The 18,911-nt window shown below is 68.7% G+C and carries 18 protein-coding genes, 2 tRNA genes and 1 riboswitch; of the genes, 8 read left to right on the top strand and 12 right to left on the bottom strand.

The features are described 5' to 3' along the window. Positions 1 to 35 precede the first annotated feature (35 nt). Entirely contained in the window at positions 36 to 2,027 is a 1,992-nt protein-coding gene (gene dxs / locus GOPIP_RS17705) for a 1-deoxy-D-xylulose-5-phosphate synthase (RefSeq protein WP_006371130.1), read from the top strand. A 116-nt stretch (positions 2,028 to 2,143) separates the two neighbouring features. Here dxs and GOPIP_RS17700 read toward each other — a convergent pair whose 3' ends face one another. Next, positions 2,144 to 3,430: an HRDC domain-containing protein gene (locus GOPIP_RS17700; protein WP_006371129.1), complete on the bottom strand. Its 1,287-nt coding sequence runs from the start codon at positions 3,428 to 3,430 to the stop codon at positions 2,144 to 2,146. Next, a complete protein-coding gene (locus GOPIP_RS17695; protein ID WP_014359855.1) occupies positions 3,427 to 4,071 on the bottom strand; it encodes a DUF3000 domain-containing protein in 645 nt (214 codons plus the stop codon). The genes GOPIP_RS17700 and GOPIP_RS17695 overlap by 4 nt, the downstream gene beginning before the upstream one ends. Positions 4,072 to 4,203: 132 nt before the next feature. Here GOPIP_RS17695 and hemE point away from each other — a divergent pair, with 132 nt between their 5' ends. From hemE to GOPIP_RS17675, 4 genes are all read left to right on the top strand, one after another. Continuing rightward, positions 4,204 to 5,265 (top strand): uroporphyrinogen decarboxylase, encoded by a 1,062-nt coding sequence (gene hemE, locus GOPIP_RS17690; RefSeq protein WP_006371127.1) that lies wholly within the window; start codon positions 4,204 to 4,206, stop codon positions 5,263 to 5,265. After that, entirely contained in the window at positions 5,265 to 6,659 is a 1,395-nt protein-coding gene (locus GOPIP_RS17685) for a protoporphyrinogen oxidase (RefSeq protein WP_006371126.1), read from the top strand. The genes hemE and GOPIP_RS17685 overlap by 1 nt, the downstream gene beginning before the upstream one ends. A gap of 64 nt (positions 6,660 to 6,723) precedes the next feature. Then, positions 6,724 to 7,419, top strand: a complete 696-nt coding sequence (gene hemQ / locus GOPIP_RS17680; protein WP_035728369.1) for a hydrogen peroxide-dependent heme synthase — start codon at positions 6,724 to 6,726, stop codon at positions 7,417 to 7,419. 33 nt (positions 7,420 to 7,452) lie between these two features. Further along, positions 7,453 to 8,091, top strand: a complete 639-nt coding sequence (locus GOPIP_RS17675; RefSeq protein ID WP_006371124.1) for an FMN-binding negative transcriptional regulator — start codon at positions 7,453 to 7,455, stop codon at positions 8,089 to 8,091. Here the strand turns inward: GOPIP_RS17675 and msrB are convergent. The 4 genes from msrB to GOPIP_RS17655 all read right to left on the bottom strand — a co-directional run bounded on the left by msrB (position 8,088) and on the right by GOPIP_RS17655 (position 12,381). Then, positions 8,088 to 8,537 carry a peptide-methionine (R)-S-oxide reductase MsrB gene (msrB, locus tag GOPIP_RS17670; protein WP_006371123.1) on the bottom strand — a complete coding sequence of 150 codons (450 nt, stop codon included), beginning with the start codon at positions 8,535 to 8,537 and terminating at the stop codon, positions 8,088 to 8,090. The two genes, GOPIP_RS17675 and msrB, sit on opposite strands and share 4 nt — an antisense overlap. Before the next feature lie 42 nt (positions 8,538 to 8,579). After that, on the bottom strand, positions 8,580 to 9,851 hold the full coding sequence (locus tag GOPIP_RS17665) for a glycosyltransferase family 87 protein (RefSeq protein WP_006371122.1): 1,272 nt from the start codon (positions 9,849 to 9,851) through the stop codon (positions 8,580 to 8,582). An 84-nt stretch (positions 9,852 to 9,935) separates the two neighbouring features. Further along, the gene (locus GOPIP_RS17660) at positions 9,936 to 11,594 is read right to left on the bottom strand and encodes an alpha/beta hydrolase (RefSeq protein WP_138944142.1); all 1,659 of its coding nucleotides are present in this window, start codon (positions 11,592 to 11,594) and stop codon (positions 9,936 to 9,938) included. A gap of 22 nt (positions 11,595 to 11,616) precedes the next feature. Further along, a complete protein-coding gene (locus GOPIP_RS17655) occupies positions 11,617 to 12,381 on the bottom strand; it encodes a dihydrofolate reductase family protein (protein WP_006371120.1) in 765 nt (254 codons plus the stop codon). A gap of 36 nt (positions 12,382 to 12,417) precedes the next feature. Between GOPIP_RS17655 and zapE the strand changes: the two genes are divergently transcribed. The 3 genes from zapE (at position 12,418) to GOPIP_RS17640 (ending at position 15,184) form a co-directional block, all read left to right on the top strand. Next, entirely contained in the window at positions 12,418 to 13,431 is a 1,014-nt protein-coding gene (zapE, locus tag GOPIP_RS17650) for a cell division protein ZapE (RefSeq protein ID WP_014359860.1), read from the top strand. Positions 13,432 to 13,574: 143 nt separating this feature from the next. Then, on the top strand, positions 13,575 to 13,997 hold the full coding sequence (locus tag GOPIP_RS17645) for a DUF6285 domain-containing protein (RefSeq protein ID WP_006371118.1): 423 nt from the start codon (positions 13,575 to 13,577) through the stop codon (positions 13,995 to 13,997). Continuing rightward, complete coding sequence (locus GOPIP_RS17640; protein WP_006371117.1) at positions 13,994 to 15,184, top strand: acyl-CoA dehydrogenase family protein; 1,191 nt, start codon at positions 13,994 to 13,996, stop codon at positions 15,182 to 15,184. The genes GOPIP_RS17645 and GOPIP_RS17640 overlap by 4 nt, the downstream gene beginning before the upstream one ends. A gap of 19 nt (positions 15,185 to 15,203) precedes the next feature. On the opposite strand, the gene GOPIP_RS17635 is transcribed toward GOPIP_RS17640, so the two are convergent. From GOPIP_RS17635 to GOPIP_RS17610, 6 genes are all read right to left on the bottom strand, one after another. Next, on the bottom strand, positions 15,204 to 16,214 hold the full coding sequence (locus GOPIP_RS17635) for a phosphotransferase family protein (protein ID WP_006371116.1): 1,011 nt from the start codon (positions 16,212 to 16,214) through the stop codon (positions 15,204 to 15,206). Positions 16,215 to 16,284: 70 nt separating this feature from the next. Then, positions 16,285 to 16,854: a GNAT family N-acetyltransferase gene (locus tag GOPIP_RS17630; protein ID WP_020171458.1), complete on the bottom strand. Its 570-nt coding sequence runs from the start codon at positions 16,852 to 16,854 to the stop codon at positions 16,285 to 16,287. A 259-nt stretch (positions 16,855 to 17,113) separates the two neighbouring features. Further along, complete coding sequence (locus tag GOPIP_RS17625; protein WP_006371114.1) at positions 17,114 to 17,743, bottom strand: class I SAM-dependent methyltransferase; 630 nt, start codon at positions 17,741 to 17,743, stop codon at positions 17,114 to 17,116. A gap of 8 nt (positions 17,744 to 17,751) precedes the next feature. Then, on the bottom strand, positions 17,752 to 18,528 hold the full coding sequence (locus GOPIP_RS17620; protein WP_006371113.1) for a 3-oxoacyl-ACP reductase: 777 nt from the start codon (positions 18,526 to 18,528) through the stop codon (positions 17,752 to 17,754). Then, positions 18,517 to 18,613: riboswitch (TPP riboswitch) on the bottom strand. Its footprint overlaps the gene before it by 12 nt. A 112-nt stretch (positions 18,614 to 18,725) precedes the next feature. Then, positions 18,726 to 18,800 (bottom strand) — tRNA-Val (locus tag GOPIP_RS17615). Positions 18,801 to 18,818: 18 nt separating this feature from the next. Beyond that, positions 18,819 to 18,892, bottom strand: a tRNA-Cys gene (locus GOPIP_RS17610). Between the last annotated feature and the right edge of the window lie 19 nt (positions 18,893 to 18,911).

Genomic DNA, 18,911 nt, shown 5'->3' with positions numbered 1-18,911 from the left:
GCCCGGGAGCGAGACGATCAGTGATGGAGGATCAGATGGGCCTGCTGGAGCGCATCAACTCACCAGCCGACCTGCGGACGCTGTCGGCCGCAGAGGTCGCCGCGCTGGCGGGCGAGATCCGCGAGTTCCTGATCCAGAAGGTGTCGGCGGTCGGCGGCCACCTCGGGCCCAACCTCGGTGTCGTCGAGCTGACCCTGGCCATTCATCGTGTGTTCGATTCACCCATCGACCCGGTGATCTTCGACACAGGCCACCAGTGCTACGTCCACAAGATCGTCACCGGGCGACGCGAGGGCTTCGATTCGCTCCGGCAGCGAGGCGGGTTGACCGGCTATCAGGAGCGGTCCGAGAGCCCGCACGACTGGGTGGAGTCCTCGCACGCCTCGGCGGCACTGTCCTACGCCGACGGGCTCGCGAAATCGTTCGCGCTGACCGGCCAGGACGACCGGACGGTCGTCGCGGTGGTCGGCGACGGGGCGTTGACCGGCGGGATGTGCTGGGAGGCGATCAACAACATCGCCGCCGCCGATCGTCGCGTGGTGATCGTCGTCAACGACAACGGCCGGTCCTACGCGCCGACGATCGGCGGGCTGGCCCGGCATCTGTCCGGGCTGCGGCTGCAGCCCGGTTACGAGCGGGTCCTCGACGAGGGCCGGCGTGTGGTCAAACGGTTGCCGGTGGTCGGCGACCCGGCCTACGCCGTTCTGCACGGGGTCAAGAGCGGTCTGAAAGACCTTCTCGCGCCACAGGAGATGTTCACCGACCTCGGCCTCAAGTACGTCGGCCCGGTCGACGGCCACGACGTCGAGGCGCTCGAATCGGCGTTCACGCAGGCCCGTTCGTTCGGTGGGCCGGTCATCGTGCACACCGTCACGCGCAAGGGCATGGGCTATGCGCACGCCGAGAACCACGAGGCCGACCAGATGCACTCCACCGGCGTCATCGATCCGGTGACCGGCCGGGCGAAGTCCGTGGCACCGCAGGATTGGACGTCGGTGTTCTCCACGGCACTCGTCGAGGCGGGGGCGGCCCGCGAGGACGTCGTGGCGATCACGGCCGCGATGCCCGGTCCGACGGGTCTGACACCCTTCGGTGAGAAGTATCCCGACCGGATGTTCGATGTCGGGATCGCCGAGCAGCATGCCATGACCTCGGCGGCCGGGCTGGCGCTCGGCGGTCTGCATCCGGTGCTCGCCATCTACTCCACGTTCCTCAACCGTGCATTCGATCAGTTGCTGATGGACGTTGCGCTGCTCGAGCTGCCGGTCACGCTGGTCCTCGACCGATCGGGGATCACCGGTCCCGATGGGCCGAGCCATCACGGGATGTGGGATCTCTCGCTGCTCGCGATGGTCCCCGGGATGCGGGTTGCGGCTCCCCGCGACGCCGTGCGGCTCCGCGAAGAACTCGACGAGGCGCTCGCCGTCGACGACGGGCCCACTGCACTGCGATTCTCCAAAGGTGCTGTGCCCGAAGATATCCGCGCCGTGGTGCGCCTTGACGACGGAGTCGATGTGTTGCGTCGGGGCACCCCGTCGGCCGAACCGATCGGTGGTGACGTACTCATCGTCGCGGTCGGGGCGTTCTGCTCGCTGGCCCTCGACACCGCCGAACGGCTGCGTAGTCAGGGCATCGAGGCCACCGTCGTCGATCCCCGGTGGGTGCTCCCGATTCCGGCGTCGATCACCGAGATCGCCGGCCGGCACCGGTTGGTGGTCACCCTCGAGGACAGCGGTGTGCACGGCGGTGTGGGGTCGGCGGTGGCGACCGCGCTCGGTATCGCCGAGGTCACCGTTCCGGTGCAGAACCGCGGTATCCCACAGCAATTCATCGCACACGCCTCACGCGGGGAGATCCTCGCCGAGCTGGGATTGACCGCGCAGGATCTGGCGCGCTCGATCACCGCGACCGTCTCCGGGATGCACGTGACACCGGGGCTCGACCGTCACGAGTTCGCCGACACCGGACTCGACGCGTCGCGTGCGGATCGTTCGCTGCGTGAGGTCGACGGCCCCGACCCCGAGTAGACCGCGCCGGAGCAGTTCGGCCGGCAGTAGTTCGACCAGCGGTGGTTCGGGACCGCCGCGCTATGGCGACAAGCGCTGTCGCAGTGGCTCTTTCGGTGCGAGATCGGTTCCGCAGGTCAGCTCTGGTCCGGCGTCGGCGAGGTGCTCGACGTGGCCTCGTTCAGCGCTGCGGTGATCGGGACGACCGTCAGCGAACGCTGCCAGTCGCGGGCGTCGCCGGCCGCCAGGCGGGCGTCGACCGCCGCCTCGGTGATCGGGGGATCGATTCCCTCCCAACACAACTGGCGCACCAGGTCGGGTGTCAGCAGATTCTCCGGGGGTAGTGTGTGCTCCTCGGCGATCTGTTTGACCAGCGGCCGGACCGCGCTCGCGCGTGCCGCGGCCTCCGGGTTGCGTTGATCCCAGCGGCTGATCGGCGGGGGACCGGTCGCCGGAGTCTTGCGTGGCGGGAGTTCGGCCTCGGGCAGGTCGCGTGCGCGCAGTAGGGCCGAGAGCCAGATCCCGGCCTGCCGTCGTTGCCGCGGCCCGCCGAAGACCGGAAGGCGGGTCAGCTCGTCGGTGGTCGACGGTGCGGCAGCGGCGGCGGTGATGATCGCCGAGTCCGGCAGCACCCGACCGGGCGCGACGTCGCGTCGCTGCGCGATCTCCTCACGTGCCGACCACAATTCGCGGACCGCTGCCAGCCCCCGGGCGGTCTTGACGGTGTGGATGTTGGCGGTCCGCCGCCAGCGATCGGTGCGCGGCGGCGACGGTGGACGGCGCAGCACATACGCGAATTCCTCGGCCGCCCAATCGCTTTTCCCCGCGTCGCGCAGGGCGGCGTCCATCGCGTCGCGTAACTCGATGAGTACCTCGACGTCGAGTGCGGCGTAGTTGAGCCACTCCGCGGGCAGTGGGCGCTTCGACCAGTCGGCGGCCCCGTGGCCCTTCTGCAGCCCGAATCCGAGGAACTGTTCGACCATCGCGGCCAGATTGACCTTGGTCAGCCCGAGCAGCCGGCCGGCGAGTTCGGTGTCGAAAAGCGTGGTGGCGTGGAATCCCAGCTCGCGTAGGCACGGTAGATCCTGGTCGGCGGCATGCAGTATCCACTCGGGTTCGGCCAATGCGTCGATCACCGGCCGAAGTGCCTCGGGTTCCTCGATCGGGTCGAGTAAGAAGCTGCCCGCGCCGGTTCGGCGGATCTGGATCAGGTAGGCGCGTTGCGAGTAGCGGTAGCCCGATGCCCGCTCGGTGTCGAGCGCGACCGGACCGCTGCCCGCCGCCAATCGTTGTGCCGCATCGGCGAAGTCGGCGGCCGACGACAGGACCGGCGGCACCCCATCACGCGGTGCCAACAACGGGGTGACGGGCGGGGAGTCCGACGCGGACTCCTCCGCGGCTCCGATCGGGTCCGCGTCGCTCACGCCGACCCGAGTTCGGTGACCCCGACCGGCGGCAGGCCCGCCGCCGAGGACAACACCTCGCAGAACCCCTCGAGGTGACCGCCGAGGCCGTCGGAGGTCGGCGCGGTCCACGAGGCGCGTAACTCGAGTTGATGAGCCCGCGGGGGGCCGGCGATGTCGCCGTAGCGCACCGACGTCGTCGAGGTGACGGTGCCGCCGAGGGCGGTCACCTCCACCCGGCCGCCGGAGCTGGCGTGCACACTGCCGTCGGATGCGGTCTGGCCGACCGGTACGCCGAGCGCGTCGGACAACCAACTCCACGCGACCTCCGGGAGCAACGGGTCCATCGCGAGTGCGGCCTCGACCTCGGCCTGGATGTAGGCGACGAGCCGCATCGTCCCGTTCCAGGCGTCCTGGCCGTCGGGGTCGTAGAGCAGGATCAGCCGTCCGAAGGCGCTGCCCTGGCCGTCGGCGTCGATGTCGAGGTCGTCGGGTGAGTCCGGAGGGCGCACCTCGGCGCCGACGGCGTAGCTGTAGGGGGCGAGGCGCTGCGGGGGACGGATCGGCCCGACCTCGATCTCGCGCCGGATGCGCGCGGAATGCAGCGACTCGACCGCGGTGCGGAAGTCAGCAGGCTCCATCGGAGCTCCGGAGGAGGTCACGCCCCCGACGGTATGACGGAGACCACGTCGGGCGTCGGAGGCGCGCCGTGGTGATGGTCACCACCGGGCGCCCCGCGAGCACGCCCGACCGCGCGATTGCCGACGCGCCACCGCATGGCAGAGTGATCGGTGATGTCGCACGCACCTGGTACCCGCCGCAGTCACTCCCGTATGCCGCTCGTCGCCGCCGCACGGGGGGAGTCGCCCGCCCGCCGGCCGGTCTGGTTCATGCGGCAGGCCGGGCGATCGCTGCCCGAATACCGGGCGATCCGCGCCGAGATCGGAATGCTCGAGTCGTGCTTCGACCCCGATCTCGTCTGCGAGATCACCCTGCAGCCGGTCCGCCGCCATGACGTCGACGCGGCGATCCTGTTCTCCGACATCGTGGTGCCGCTGAAGGCGGCGGGGGTCGATCTCGACATCGTCGCCGGCACCGGCCCGGTCATCGCAGCGCCGATCCGCAGCACCGCCGACGTCGAGGCCTTGCCGCGTCTGGACCCGGCCGCGGTGGGTGCGGTCGCGCGCGCGGTCACGAAGATCCTCGATCAGCTCGACGAGGCCACCGCGCTGATCGGTTTCGCCGGTGCCCCGTTCACCCTGGCCTCCTACCTCATCGAGGGTGGTCCGAGTCGCAATTACGTCCACACCAAGGCGCTCATGCGCTCCGATCCCGACACCTGGCATGCGCTGATGGCCCGGCTCGCCGACATCACGATCACCTTCCTGCAGGTGCAACTCGACGCCGGGGTCGATGCCGTCCAGGTCTTCGACTCGTGGGCCGGTGCGCTCTCGGAGGCCGACTACCGCACCTTCGTCGCCCCGCACGTCGATCGCGTCTTCGCCGAGCTCGCCGAATATGGCGTTCCCCGAATCCATTTCGGTGTCGGCACCGGTGAGTTGCTCGCGGCGATGGCCGAGCCCGCCGATGTCATCGGCGTCGACTGGCGGGTCCCGCTGGAGGAGGCGGTACACCGCGTCGGGCCGGGTAAGGCCGTGCAGGGCAACCTCGATCCCACCGTGCTGTTCGCCGGCCCCGCCGTCGTCGAACAGGAAATCCGACGCGTCCTCGACGACGGCCGCCGGGCCGTGGCCGCGGGTGCGATCGGCCACATCGTGAACCTCGGTCACGGCGTGCTCCCCGACACGGATCCCGACGTGCTCACCCGCGCCGTCGAGCTGATCCACACCCTCTGATGCCGGCGCGGGTCGCGATCGTCGGCGGGGGAGTCTCCGGCCTGGTCGCAGCCTACCGGTTGCGTCGCGCACTCGGCGACGACGCCACGATCGACCTCTACGAACAGCGCGAGCGGCTCGGCGGCGTGCTGCACACCGTCGACGTCGCCGGGCAGGCCACCGACGTCGGAGCCGAAGCGTTCATCGTGCGCCGGCCGGAGGCTGTTGCGCTGGTCGACGAGCTCGGTCTGGCCGATCGGGTCGTCTCGCCGACGCCCCGCCGCCCGGCGATCTGGGCCGGCGGCCGGCTGCATCCGATGCCCGCCCCCGCCCTGATGGGTATCCCGGCCACGGCAGAGGTGATGGCGGGCCTGGCCGATCCCGCCGACCTCGCCCGCATCGCCGCCGAACCCGACCGCGCCCTGGCGTGGCGGCCCGGCGACGACGTGGCGGTCGGTGATCTGGTGGCCGACCGGTTCGGCGCATCGGTCGTCGCGCGCAGCGTCGATCCCATGCTCGGTGGCGTGTACTCGTCGCTGGCCGCCGACATCGGTGTGCGCGAAGCGATCCCGGCGCTGACCGCGCGACTCGACGCGGGCGCGCCGAACCTGTCGGCGGCCGTCGGTGGGCTACTCAATCCGGTCGGTACCGGTGGCCCGGTGTTCGGGACACTCGTCGGTGGCTATCGGGTGCTCGTCGACGCGCTCACCGCTGCCGCGCGGCCGGCCTTGTGCACCGATCGACAGGTCGTCGCCGTCCACGCCGACGGCGATCGGTGGCGGGTGGGCACCGAGTCCGGAACCGACGCCGACTACGACGGCGTCGTTCTCGCTGTGCCCGCATGGACGGCGGCCCGCCTGCTCGCCGGGATCGGCGATGAGTTCGTCGCGACCCTCGCGGCGGTCGAGCCGGCGTCGTCGGTGGTGGTCTCGATCGCGTTGGCGCCGGGCACGGCACTGCCCGACCACTCCGGCGTGCTGGTGGCGACCGGAGAAGACCTGCGGCCCAAGGCATTCACGCTGTCCTCCCAGAAGTGGGCGCACGTCGGCGGTGACGGTGCGGCGGTGTCGGTGCGCGCCTCGTTCGGCCGTTATGGCGACCCGGTGGCCGACCCCGCCGACGATCCCCGTATCGACGAGTCCCTGCAGTCGTGGGCGCTGACCGATCTGGATCGGATCTGTGTCGCCGCCGGGGTGAGCGCCCCCTCGGAGCACGTGCTCGAGGTCCGCATCCAGCGATGGGACGGCGGGCTGCCCCGTTACGCACCCGGACACCTGGACCGGATGGCCGGGGTGCTCGACGCACTGCCGCCGCGACTGGCGCTGGCCGGCTCCTCGTATGCCGGGGTCGGCGTGCCGGCGTGTATCGCAACGGCCGGTCGGGCCGCCGAGGTGATCCTCGCCGCTCTCGGCTGAAGGCCCGGATGGGCCTTCCGACCTGGGTGTCGGCGGTCCCGCCTGCGGTGGCACCATGGGGTGCATGAGCCGCTTGGACTATGCCGCACTGAATTCGACGATCCGCTATCTGATGTTCTCGGTGTTCGCCGTGCGCCCGGGTGAGCTCGGCGACGACCGCGACTCGGTCAAGTCCGAGGTGACGGACTTCTTCAAGTCCCTCGACGACTCCGACGTCGTCGTGCGCGGTGTGTACGAGGTGTCGGGGATGCGCGCCGACGCCGACTACATGATCTGGTGGCATGCGGAGAAGCTCGAGGATCTGCAGGCCGCCTACAACCGATTCCGACGCGAGACGCCGCTGGGCCGGGCGAGTGATCCGGTGTGGAGCAACGTCGCGTTGCACCGTCCGGCCGAGTTCAACAAGAGTCACGTCCCGGCCTTCCTGGCCGGTGAGGAACCGGGCAACTACATCTGCGTCTACCCGTTCGTCCGGTCCTACGAGTGGTATCTGCTGCCCGACGAGGAACGCCGCAAGATGCTCGCCGACCACGGCATGGCCGCCCGCGGCTACAAGGACGTCCGCGCCAACACCGTCGCGTCGTTCGCGCTCGGTGACTACGAATGGCTGCTCGCCTTCGAGGCACCGGAGTTGCACCGCATCGTCGACTTGATGCGCGACCTGCGCGCCACCGAGGCCCGCATGCACGTGCGTGAGGAGACGCCGTTCTTCACCGGGCCCCGCGTCGAGCCGGGTGCCCTCGTCGACGCGCTGCCCTGAGCGCGTACGCACCCGACGAGGTAGTCCGAGCTCATGTACGTTCCACCCGGTTTCGCGCTCTCCGACGAGCAGATCGCCGAGATTCTCGACGGCCCCGGACTGGCCCAGCTCGTGTCGGTGGGGGCCTCAGGTCTCGTCGTGACGCCGCTGCCGCTGATCTACGACCGGCCCAACGCCCGGCTGCTCGGGCACATGGCCAAGGCCAACCCGCACTGGCGCGAGGCCACCACACAGACGGAGTCCGTGGCGATCTTCCCGATCTCCGACGGTTACATCTCACCGTCGCTGTACGCCACCAAGGCCGAGTCCGGCCGGGTGGTGCCGACCTGGAACTACGAGACCGTGCATGTGCACGGGCGACTCCGTTTCCACACCGAGCACGACTGGCTGCACCGACAGGTGTCGGCTTTGACCGAGCTGCATGAGCGTTCGCGGGACCAACCGTGGGCGGTCACCGATGCCCCCGCCGAGTTCATCGACAGGCAGCTGTCGGCCATCGTCGGCGTCGAACTGTCGATCACTCGGTGGGCGGGCAAGGCGAAGATGTCGCAGAATCAGCCCGAACGCAATCGGCGCAGCGTCGTCGAGCACCTGTCACGCTCGCCGATCGCGGCCGATCAGGCCATGGCACGCGGGATTGCGCGCCGGTCCGCCGACCGGCGGGACGGTTAGGCCCCGTCATCCTCCGGTTCGAGGGTCAGGCTGATGGAGTTGATGCAATATCGCAGGTCGGTAGGGGTGTCATAGCCCTCTCCGGCGAACACATGCCCGAGGTGGCTGCCGCAATTGGCGCAGAGCACCTCGGTGCGGCGCATGCCCAGCGAGTCGTCGGAACGCTCGATGATCGCGTCGCCGGCCAGCGGTGAGAAGAACGACGGCCAGCCGCAGTGCGACTCGAATTTCTGCTCGCTGCGGAACAATTCGTGTCCGCAGGCCCGGCAGCGGTAGACCCCGATGCTCGTGGTGTCGGTGTATTCGCCGGTGAACGGCGCCTCGGTACCTGCTTGGCGCAGCACCCGGTACTCGGCGGGGGTGAGGCGTTCGCGCCACTGGTCATCGGTGAGATCGGCCAGTTCGGCCGGGTCCTGCACGTCTTTGCGGGCGGGGGTGTCGGTCATGATTCCACCGTACGAGGTGCGGCCATCGCCCGCCAGGACGGTCTATCGGGCAGCGGACGGGGCCGGCGCACCGACCGGTTCGCCCTGATCGTCGGCAGGCGGCTCCGGCGCGGAGAAGTCCCGCCAGCTACCGGCCACGCCGTCGCGGCGCATGTCCAGATATCGGAACAGCAGCGAGCAGAACACCGCGATCATCAGCAACGACCACCCCCAGGTGACCTTGTTGTATTCGAGCTGTCTGCCGAGGGCATCCCAACGCACCGAATAGAACGCGTCGAAGGTGAAGCAGCCGTACACACCGAGCCAGGCCGGCCAGTTGCGCATCGGTGAGCCCGGGATGAACACGGTCATCAGCAGCGGGAACAACAGCATCGAGTAGTAGCCCTGCCCGAGTGAGCTCACCAGGAACGTGGTGCACAGCAACACCCCGGAAGAGGTTGCGAGCCAGAGCAATTCGTTGGTGCGACGGTAGTAGCGGTAGAGGAACCACAGTGCGAACACGGCCATCGCCGTGAATGCGATGCGCAGGAGCAGCACGAGCCAGTCGGCGACACCGAAATACGCGCCGTTTCCGCCGATCGAGCTGTTGTAGTAGTCGCGGGTCTCGCCGAGGTACGGCACCGTGCGCGTGAGGAACGACGTCGGATCCGCCGACACCGGCCATGCGACCAGATTCAGCACCAACGGAATCCCGATGGCGGTCACCAGGATTCGCCATCGACCCACCAGCAGCGGCAGCAACAGCAGGGGAGCGAGCACCGGTTTGACCGCCAGCGTCAGCCCGATGGGTACGCCGGCCCACCAGTCCTGTCGGCGCAACATCAGCATCAGGAAACCGAGGAGGCCCAGCAGGACGAAGGCGTTGAAGTTGGTGAAGATCAGTGTGTGCGCGACGGTTTCGGTGCTGAAGAAGAAGAACAGCACGGTGGGCATCACCCAGGTTCGGGCGCCGAAGCCGAACAGCCGGGTGATGAGGTAGGCGCACACGATCAGCACGACGACGCTGACCGCGATGAACAGCCACCGTGAGCGTTCCGGGTCGATGACCGCCAGCGGGGACATCAGCAGGGTGCCCGACGGCGGATACAGGTAGTGCGGATCGACCGTGTTGAGGTTCTCGCCGTAGACCGCCCGGCGGTTCAGGAATGCCAGGGCGGCGTTGTAGACGGGTTTGAAGTCGTCGGTGCGGTCACCGTTGACCCCGAGGATCACCGACCGCTGGAAGATCATCATCAAGGTGATCGGCCACAGCACCATCGGGATGATGCGCTGAGCCGGCATCTGTGGGTAGAGATACCTGTCGAGAATGGCCACCCGCGAACCGTACTACGTGCATGGTGCCGGTCTCGACCGGCCGGTGGTGGTGCCGGTTCCGGCACGTGCGTGCCGACGACTGCGTCAGCTCGGGCAGCCCCGTTCCGACGGGCCGCCCAGCGGTGCGGAGGCGACGTAGTCGGCAACGGTATCGGCGACGCAGCTGCTACGGGCGAGTGCGGAATAGCCCAGACCGTTCCAACTGACCGTGACCGGTGAGGTGGATGCGCGGGTGAACAGTGCGCCGAGGGCGTCGGCGCCGGTCCCGCCGTTGATCGGGTCGCCGGGATTGTCGAGGATCAGCGGTGCGACCGGGAAACTGCTCGGCGGGGTCACCGCCTCGCCCGCGGACCAGCCGTTGCAGCGCATGAGCGAGAGCGCGGCATCGGTGCCGGTGAGCGGATTGTCCTTGGACCAGGTGCTGATCAGGCCGCCGATCTCGTTCTGGCTGACCGGTCCGGTCACGTCGTTGCAGTCGCCGACGATCTGGCCGTCGGTCAGGCGTAGCGACTGTGCCTGATCGGCGAGGTCGGACAGTGCGCCGGTGTCGCCACGATCGGCGGCGGCGATCGCCGAGGCGACGCCACCGATGCCGTCGGGTGAATCCGCGGCCAGTGCGAGACCGGTGGTGATCCCGGCGAGCGCCTGGGTGTCCGACAGAGCCCCGAGGTCGCCGGTGCGCCCTTTGCTCAGGACGTCGGCGATCGTGGCGGCGCCGCCCGAGCCCAGGGCGCACGCGCTGCCCAGGGCGGCGCAGCGCTGGGTGAAGGTGGTGAGCGCGGCCTGGACGCCGGTCGCGGCGGCGGCGGCGGTGTCGCGGGCGTTGGCGCCGAACGGGGTGGGAGTGTCGAGGATGATGCGCCCCGACCGGCCGCCGTAGAGCGCGGTGTAGCCGATGACGACGTCGGAGCCCTCGCCGACCCCGATCAGACCGAGCTGGGGAACGCCCCATCGCTTCCGGAGGGTCTCCAGGTCGGAGGCGGCCGCGCCGACACCGAACGCCAGCTGGTCGGGGGCGAGGGTCTCGGTGCACGCATCGGCGGCGTCGGAGGCCGCCGACGCCAGGTCGCCGATGCGGCGATCCTCAGATGCTCCGCGGGTCAGGCCGTTGTCGGCGTACGCGGCGCGATCGGCGCGGGTCAGACAGTCCAACGGTGTGCTCTGCGGGATTCCGCGCCGGTCCACGGCCACCACCGGGTGTTTGTCGAGCAGGCTGCGGCCCGCGCCGGAGGCCAGCAGCAACAGCGCGCGGGACGACGGCATGTCGGTCCCGGAGGTGAGGACCAGGGGTGCGGCGTCCGCGGGCGTCGTGGGCGAGGTGATGCGGGTCAGGGCGAGCGAGAGCGTCGTCTGCGACCGGTCCGGGTCGACCGGGGAGGCCAGCGTGGCGCATTGCACCCTCAGCCCGTTCGGTGCGGGGGCCCCGTAATCGCCGGAGACCTTGGCCGAACAGTCCTGCCACGGCAGGTCGTTGGCCGGGGCGCGCAGCTCCGGTGCCTTCGCCGGGGCACTCGACGACGCGGGCGCGGTCTGACCACCGTTGCCGCCACCGCCTGGCACGAGGGCCGGACCGGGATCGGGGCCGATGGCGCACGCGGAGATGCCGATCGTCACCGCGGCCACGAGAGCCGCGACGGAGACGCCGGACCGTCGCCACGACCGGCCGGCGCGTCCCGATCTCGCTCGTGCCGGTGCGGTGTGCGACCGTCCCCGGAACACCGAGCCACGTCTTGCCAAGGCCATGACGGCGAGCGTAGCCAATCGGTCAGCTCGCCCGGGTCCACCGGGTGTAGACGTACCCGTCGTCGTCGGAGAGGAGATGGCCCGGACGCATCTGCGCGAGCTCGGGCAGGGCGGGGCCGGTGACGATTCGCGCGGTGTCGCCGGCGACGATCGTCGGACTCGTCGTCAGGCACAGTTCGTCGAGCAGGTCCTCGGCGACGACCGCCCCGAGGAGGGTGGGTCCGCCCTCACAGAGCACGCGGGGCCGTCCGAGGATCGCAAGGTGATCGAGCACCCGACCGATGCGGACGGCCTCGCTGCCACAGTCGACCACCGTCGCCCCGCGATCGGTCAGTGTGCGACGACGCTGCGCCGGCGCGTCGGAGCAGGTGAGCACCACGGTCGCGGGATCGGCCAACGGCGGATAGTCAGGGTCGATCGACAGTGAATTGCTGATCAGAGCCAGCATCGGGGCGGGCGATTGGCCCTGGTCGGCGCGCATCGCGCCGAACGCCTCGTCGGGTGTGGGTTGCCGATAACCCTCGGCCAGGGCGGTGCGGGCGCCGACCACCACGACGTCGGCGAGCCCGCGCAGGAGGCGGAAGATCGCGCGGTCACCGGGGCCGCCCAGCCCGCCCGAACGGCCCTGCACCGAGGAGGCGCCGTCGACGGAGGCAACCATGTTGGCGCGCACGAACGGACGATCGAGCGAGTCGGGGTAGGGGTAGAAGCGCGCGAGTTCGCGCAGATTCTGGGTCTCGTCGGGCGCTCCGGATGTGACCTGGGTCGCTTTATGCTGGTAGAGCATCATTCCTCATGGTCGGCAGTGACTAGGCTGCCCACCATGGTGGCACGTCTATCCGACCGGAATCCGGTGGTCTCTCCCGAGCAGCTGATCGAGGAGATGGTTCCGCCGTCCACCTTCGACTCGGTGAGCTTCGACTCCTACATCCCCGACCCGAACGAACCGTCGCAGGCCGAGGCGGTCGCCAAGGCCCGTGACTTCGTCGAGCGGGCGAAGAAGTCGCGCAGCGGCAAGAAGGGGTTGTTCTCCCGCAAGCAGACCTCGCAGGGGGTGGGCCTCTACCTCGACGGCGGGTTCGGCGTCGGCAAGACCCACCTGCTGGCGTCGATCTATCACGCCATGCCCGCGCCGAAATCGTTCGCCACGTTCGTCGAACTCACCCACCTCGTCGGAGCCCTGGGCTTCATGAACGCCGTTGAGCGCCTCTCGGAGCAGAACGTGTTGTGCATCGACGAATTCGAGCTCGACGATCCCGGCGACACGATGATCGTCTCGCGTCTGCTCACCGAACTCACCGCCAAGGGCGTCTCGATCGCCGCGACGTCGAACACGTTGCCCGGCCAGCTCGGCGAGGGCCGATTCGCCGCGCAGGACTTCCTGCGGGAGATCAAGAAGCTGTCCGCGATCTTCGAGACCATCCGTGTCGACGGCCCCGACTACCGACACCGTGACCTGCCGCCCGCACCGGAGCCGCGCTCAACCGAGGATCTCACCGCGCTGGCCGAGTCCACCGAGGGGGCGACCCTCGACGATTTCGACGAGCTGTGCGCGCACCTGGCCAAGCTGCATCCGTCGAAGTACAAGGAACTCGTCGACGGCGTCTCACTGGTGTGCATCAGTGGGGTGCATCCGGCCAAGGATCAGTCGGTGGCGCTGCGGATCGTGGTGCTCGCCGACCGCCTCTACGACGCGAACATCCCGGTGACGGTGTCCGGCGCCAAGCTCGACGAGATCTTCACCGATGAAATGCTGGCCGGTGGCTACCGCAAGAAGTACCTGCGTGCGACGTCGCGTCTGTTGGCGCTGTCGCGATTCGCCGAGTCGGCGGTGTGAAAGAAGGGTCTGACACGGGCCGTGGGGGCAACGGCATCGGAACATTTCTCCGGATTTGTTCCAGTGTGTCGTTGACCACACCCCGTCGACGTGGCTAGCATGGCAAGGGCCTGAGTCCACCGACGGGGAAGAGGTCGAAGGCGTTGCAGAACAAGGATTTCGAGCACGCCGAGGCCGCAATGGCCACGTCCGGTGACTCGTCGTCGGGTGCGGCGTCCGGCGACGACTTCTACGACCTGCCCACCATGACCGAGCTCCTCGAGTCGGTGCGGGAGTTCCTGCACGGACAGGTGATGGCCGAGACCTCGGGCAGTACCCGATTCCACGCTCGTGTCGCCGGCAACGTGGTGGCCATCGTCGAACGTCAACTCGCGGCCGGTGCCGAGCCGGCGCAACGCTTCCACGCCGACCTCGCCACGCTCGGGTGCGCCGACGCCACCGAACTCGTCGCAGGGCTACGCGAAGGACGATTCGTCCCGGAGGACCCGCGGATTCCCGCCGTACTGCGCGCTGCAGTGGAAGCCAAACTGCGCGTGGACAATCCCTCTCTGATCGGAGATGCATGACCTTCGAAGTGCCGGAACACGTACGGCCGCTGCGCGATGCGGTGTACGAGTTCATGGTCGAACTCGTCGAGCCGCGTGAGCCCGAACTCGACGCAGGCGGTCCCGACGCGGACGCGATCATGGCCGAGCTCCGCGCCGAGGCCAAGCGCCGAAACCTCTGGGCGCTGGGACATCCCACCGAGATCGGCGGTGGTGGTCTGCCATTCCTCGACTACGTCTACGTCAACGAGGTCCAGGGCCGCAGTGAGTACGGACAACTGGCGCTGGGGACCTGGACATTGCAGGACTCGATCATGCTCAACCGCCATGCATCCGCCCGATGGCGTGATGCCTACCTCGAACCGCTTGTGCGGGGCGAGATCTCGCCGAGCTTCGGGATGACCGAACCCGACGTCGCCGGATCGGACCCGACCGGACTGCGCACCACAGCGGTCCTCGACGGCGACGAGTGGGTCATCAACGGCCGCAAGTGGTTCACCACCGGCGCCGCCCAGGCCGCCTACACCACCGTGATGTGTCGTACCGAGCCCGACGCCCCCGGCCATCGGGCGTTCTCCATGATCATCGTCCCGACCGATCACCCGCGTTACCGGATCGTGCGTGACACACCGGTTCTCGGGTTCTCCGGGCATCACTTCGAAGTCGACTACGACGACGTGCGGGTGCCTGCGGAGAATCTGCTCGGCGAGCGTGGCAATGGTTTCGTCATCGCGCAGGAAAGGCTCGGGCCCGGCCGCATTTTCCATGCGATGCGCTGGCTCGGACAGGCACAACGGGCCTTCGACCTCATGTGCCGCAGGCTGATCGGACGCACTGCCTTCGGCGAACCGCTTGCCGACAAACAACTGATGCAGAAGCACGTGTTCGACTCCTACACCGAGATCCAGGCAAGCCGTTTGCTGACCCTCAAGGCGGCCGAGCAGATCGATCGCGGGGAGCAGGCCCGCGTGGACATCGGGGCGGTCAAGGTCTTCGGTGCGCACATGTTGCACAACGTGATCGACCGTGCCGTGCAGGTGTACGGGGCCGCGGGCGTCACCGACGACACCCCGCTGGGCAAGATGTATCGCAACGCCCGCTTCGCGCGGATCTACGACGGCGCCGACGAGGTGCACATCTCGACGGTGGGGCGGCGCATCCTCACCGAGTACCGCAACGGCGGGAACTGGGAGTTCGGGCTGCGCTGAGGAGGCCTGCCCTTTCGCCTCATCCGATGAGCGACAACAATTCCCACTCGTTCTCCGACACCCGGCGGCCGATGGCGGCCAGTTCCACCGAGCGGCTGGTGCCCGTGCGGTGCCGCTGGGTCTGGTGCAGGCAGATGATGCCCCAGCGCAGCGTGCCGTAGACCTGCCACCAGAACAATGCTTCCCGGTCGACGGGCGCTCCGCCGGCGGCCTCGTAGGCGCCGATGAACTCGTCGAGTCCGCCGAGCCCGCCGACCATCCCCGCGCCGCCGAATCGCCAGGCCTTCACGCACATCCAGCCGAGATCCTCGAGCGGGTCACCGATGTGGGCGAGCTCCCAATCCAGAACCGCGGCAAGCCCGTTGCCGTCGACGATCACGTTGCCGATGCGGAAGTCGCCGTGGGTGACGGTGCGTCCGGCGGTCGGGGGTCGGTGGCGTTCGAGCCAGGACAGCGCGAACTCGAAGGTCGGGAAGACCCGGTCGGCGGCGTCGAGTTCGGGACGCCAAGCGGCCAGCGGATCGTCCTCGGGTAGCCCGGGAACCACGTCGACGTCGATCGAGTGCACCGCCGCCAACGCCGCACCGAGCTGGCCGGTGAGTGCAGCGCGTGCGTCGGCGAATTCGGGGTCGCGCAGGATCTTTCGCGGAATGGTCGCGCCGTCGATGTGATTCATCACGACGAAATCGCCGCCGATGTCGGGGTGGTCGAGGCCCTCGGCGATCACCGTGGGCGACGGCACCCCGACGGCACCCGCGGCGCGCATGAGTGCGGCCTCGCGCAGCAGCGACGATGCGTCGCGTCCGCCGGGTGGATCGAGCCGCAGGACCAGCCGTCGTGGTTCGCCGTCGATCGTCGCGACGAACGACCACGTCTGCCGGGAGGCCCCGGCCGGAATGCGCACGAGATCACCGATCTCGATCGCTCCCGCGCCGGTGCACTCCCGGAGAACGTCGGCCAGGCCTGCGGCGACCCGAGCATCGGCGTGTCCCGGGTCGGGGTCGGGAGTCGTTGCGGCAGAGGAAGACATTGGTTGAGTGTAGAGTCCGGTGCGACCCGACGGCGGTTATCGGGGGATCAGTGCGTCTGACCGGTCCGGCTCACACGTCCAGTGGACGGCTCAGCACGGGTCGGCTCAACACGTAATCGTGTTCGACGCTGCCATTGAGGTCGAAGGTCTTCACCCCGGCACGGGTGAACCCCATCTTGGCGTAGAACCGTTGTGCCCGAGCGTTTTCCTGATTCACGCCTAGCCAGATCGACGCCGCGCCGCGGGCCCGGGCACGTTCGATCGCCGTCTCCATCAACAACCTCGACGGCGACTGCGTGCGTCCACGCGCATGATGATCGGGCAGCACGTAGATCTTGGAGACCTCCGAGGACGGTCGATCGGTGATGACGGCGGCGACGTCGGCATCAGTGGGTTCGCGATGATGCACAAGGGCGTAGCCGACCGGAATATCGTCGTCGGTTCGCGCGAGCAGTACGTCGGACTCGGGAGCATCGATGTACTCGGCGAAGTCGGCGGGGGCGAGGTTGTCGCGGATGAATGCGTCGATGTTCGCCGGGGCCGAGTGCGGGGGACAGGCCAGCGGAAAGGTCGCGGCAGCGACGGCTGCCACCTCGTCGGCGAATCGTGGATCGGTGACCACCTGCACGGTCACCGTCATGGGCTCAGGTTGGGCAGACACCGGCCGACTTCTCCTCTCGGGCGCCAGGATGTACCGAACGCTACCGGGTCCGGGCAGCGCGCAACCCCTTGCGCGGCTTCTGCGTGCAAGGGGTCGACTGCAAGCGCTACTTCTTTCCGCAGGTGCAGTTCTCACCGCACTTGCAGTCCGGGCCACAGGTGCAATCGGGGTTGTCACAGGCGGGGGCACTCATATTGCTCATCATGCATACAACCCTAGACCGCGGTACGAGCCGCGACTAGGGACTTCGGTCGGGCGGGACGGCCACCACGAGGTGCACCTCAGGGAACCGGTGTCCGGGTCCAGGGCGGGAGACGGTGCGCCACAACTCGACGAACCCGGCGTCGACGAGTGTGGCGGCCAGTGTGTCGGGGTGCCAGCGCCACGCTGGTGCCACCGCGTGGTCGAACTCGTGTGCACCGCGTTCATCGGAGCTCTGCGTGGCGACGAGGATCAGCGCGCCCGGGGCGAGCCGACGCCGCCAGGAGGTGAGGACCTCACCGACGTCGTCGGGTGAGAGATGGATCAGGCTGAAACGCGCAACCAATGCGTCGACCTCCGACAGGTCGACGTCGGCGAGGAGCGCATCACCGTGCCGGAAGTCGATGTGCGGGTGGGTGTCCCGCGCGATCCGCAGCATCGCCGAACTGGGGTCAACGGCGCTGACCAGACAACCTGAGGCCGCGAGATGCGCTGCCACGTGGCCGATTCCGCATCCGACGTCGACGACCCGCGGATACTCGGCGCTTGTGCGCGCGGTGTCGATGAAGGCGTCGACGACCTGCTTTTCCAGTGCAGTGGTGAAGGCCGTCGGGAACGTCGTTGCATACAGCGATGCCAACGCGTCATAGCCGGGTTGTTCGGTCACCGCGTGGTTCAGTTCTTGACGAGCCCGCCGTCGACGACCAGGTTCTGCCCGGTCACCGCACGCGACCATGGTGAGAGGAAGAAGAGCACCGCGTCGGCGAACTCGCGAGGTGTGGTCACCGACCGCAGCGGAGTGGAAGCGGCGATCGCGTCGAAGACCTCCGCGGGTGTGGCGGCGCTGGCGTCGGTGGTGCGCAGCAGGCCGCCGGAGACCATGTTGACCGAGATACCGTCGGGGCCGAGATCGTGCGAGAGCGTGCGCGTCAGGGCCAGCAGCGCAGCCTTGGCGGCGGTGTAGTCGTGGTAGGGGACCACCGGGTTCTGCACCAGATTGGTTCCGATGGTCACGATGCGACCCGCCCCGCAGGCACGCAAACCCGGTAGAGCGGCTTGTTGCACTGTGGTGAGCGCGCCGCCCACGATGCCGCGGAACTGTGCATCGAGCTCGGCCCAGGTGAGGTCGTCGGCGTGGGATCGCGCGTCGCCGTTGAACGAGTAGTCGGGCAGCGCGTTGGTGACCACCGCCGTGATCGGACGATCGAAATAGTGTGTGGCGGAATCGATCATGGAGTCGACGGCAGCTCTGTCGGTGACGTCGGCGGCGATCGCCACCGCCCGGTCACCGATCTCGTCGGCCAGCGCCCGCGCGGCGTCGGCGCTGTTGCGGTAGTTGATGACGACCCGTGCGCCCTGCCCGGCGACCGCGCGGACGATCTCGGCACCGAGGCCGCGACCGCCGCCGGTCACCACGACCACGTGATCGGAGATCGGAAGTGCGCCAGACATGATCATCCCTTCGCCAGTGCGAACTGGGGCAGGTTCGACGGGTCTGATCTCAGCCGACCGACTGCCGGCACCCCGTGTCCGAATGACATCAGATCGTATGCGCGCTCATGAGGCAAGGGCCGGGGCCGTCGACGGCTCGCGTCGGGAGGAAAGAAACGACCCGCTGTGTGCAGCGGGTCGTCACATCGGGCTTGTGGTGGTGCGCGATACAAGGATTGAACTTGTGACCTCTTCCGTGTCAGGGAAGCGCTCTCCCACTGAGCTAATCGCGCGGGATATGAAATTGGTGGTGGAGGTGGCGACGGGAATCGAACCCGTGTGCACGGCTTTGCAGGCCGTTGCCTCACCACTCGGCCACGCCACCCTATGCGAGTTGCCCCGCG

Origin of the sequence: Gordonia polyisoprenivorans NBRC 16320 = JCM 10675 (assembly GCF_000241325.1) — a bacterium.
Taxonomy (GTDB): Bacteria; Actinomycetota; Actinomycetes; order Mycobacteriales; family Mycobacteriaceae; genus Gordonia; species Gordonia polyisoprenivorans.
Note: the sequence above shows the minus strand (reverse complement) of the source record. Positions and strands in the feature narration are given on the sequence as shown.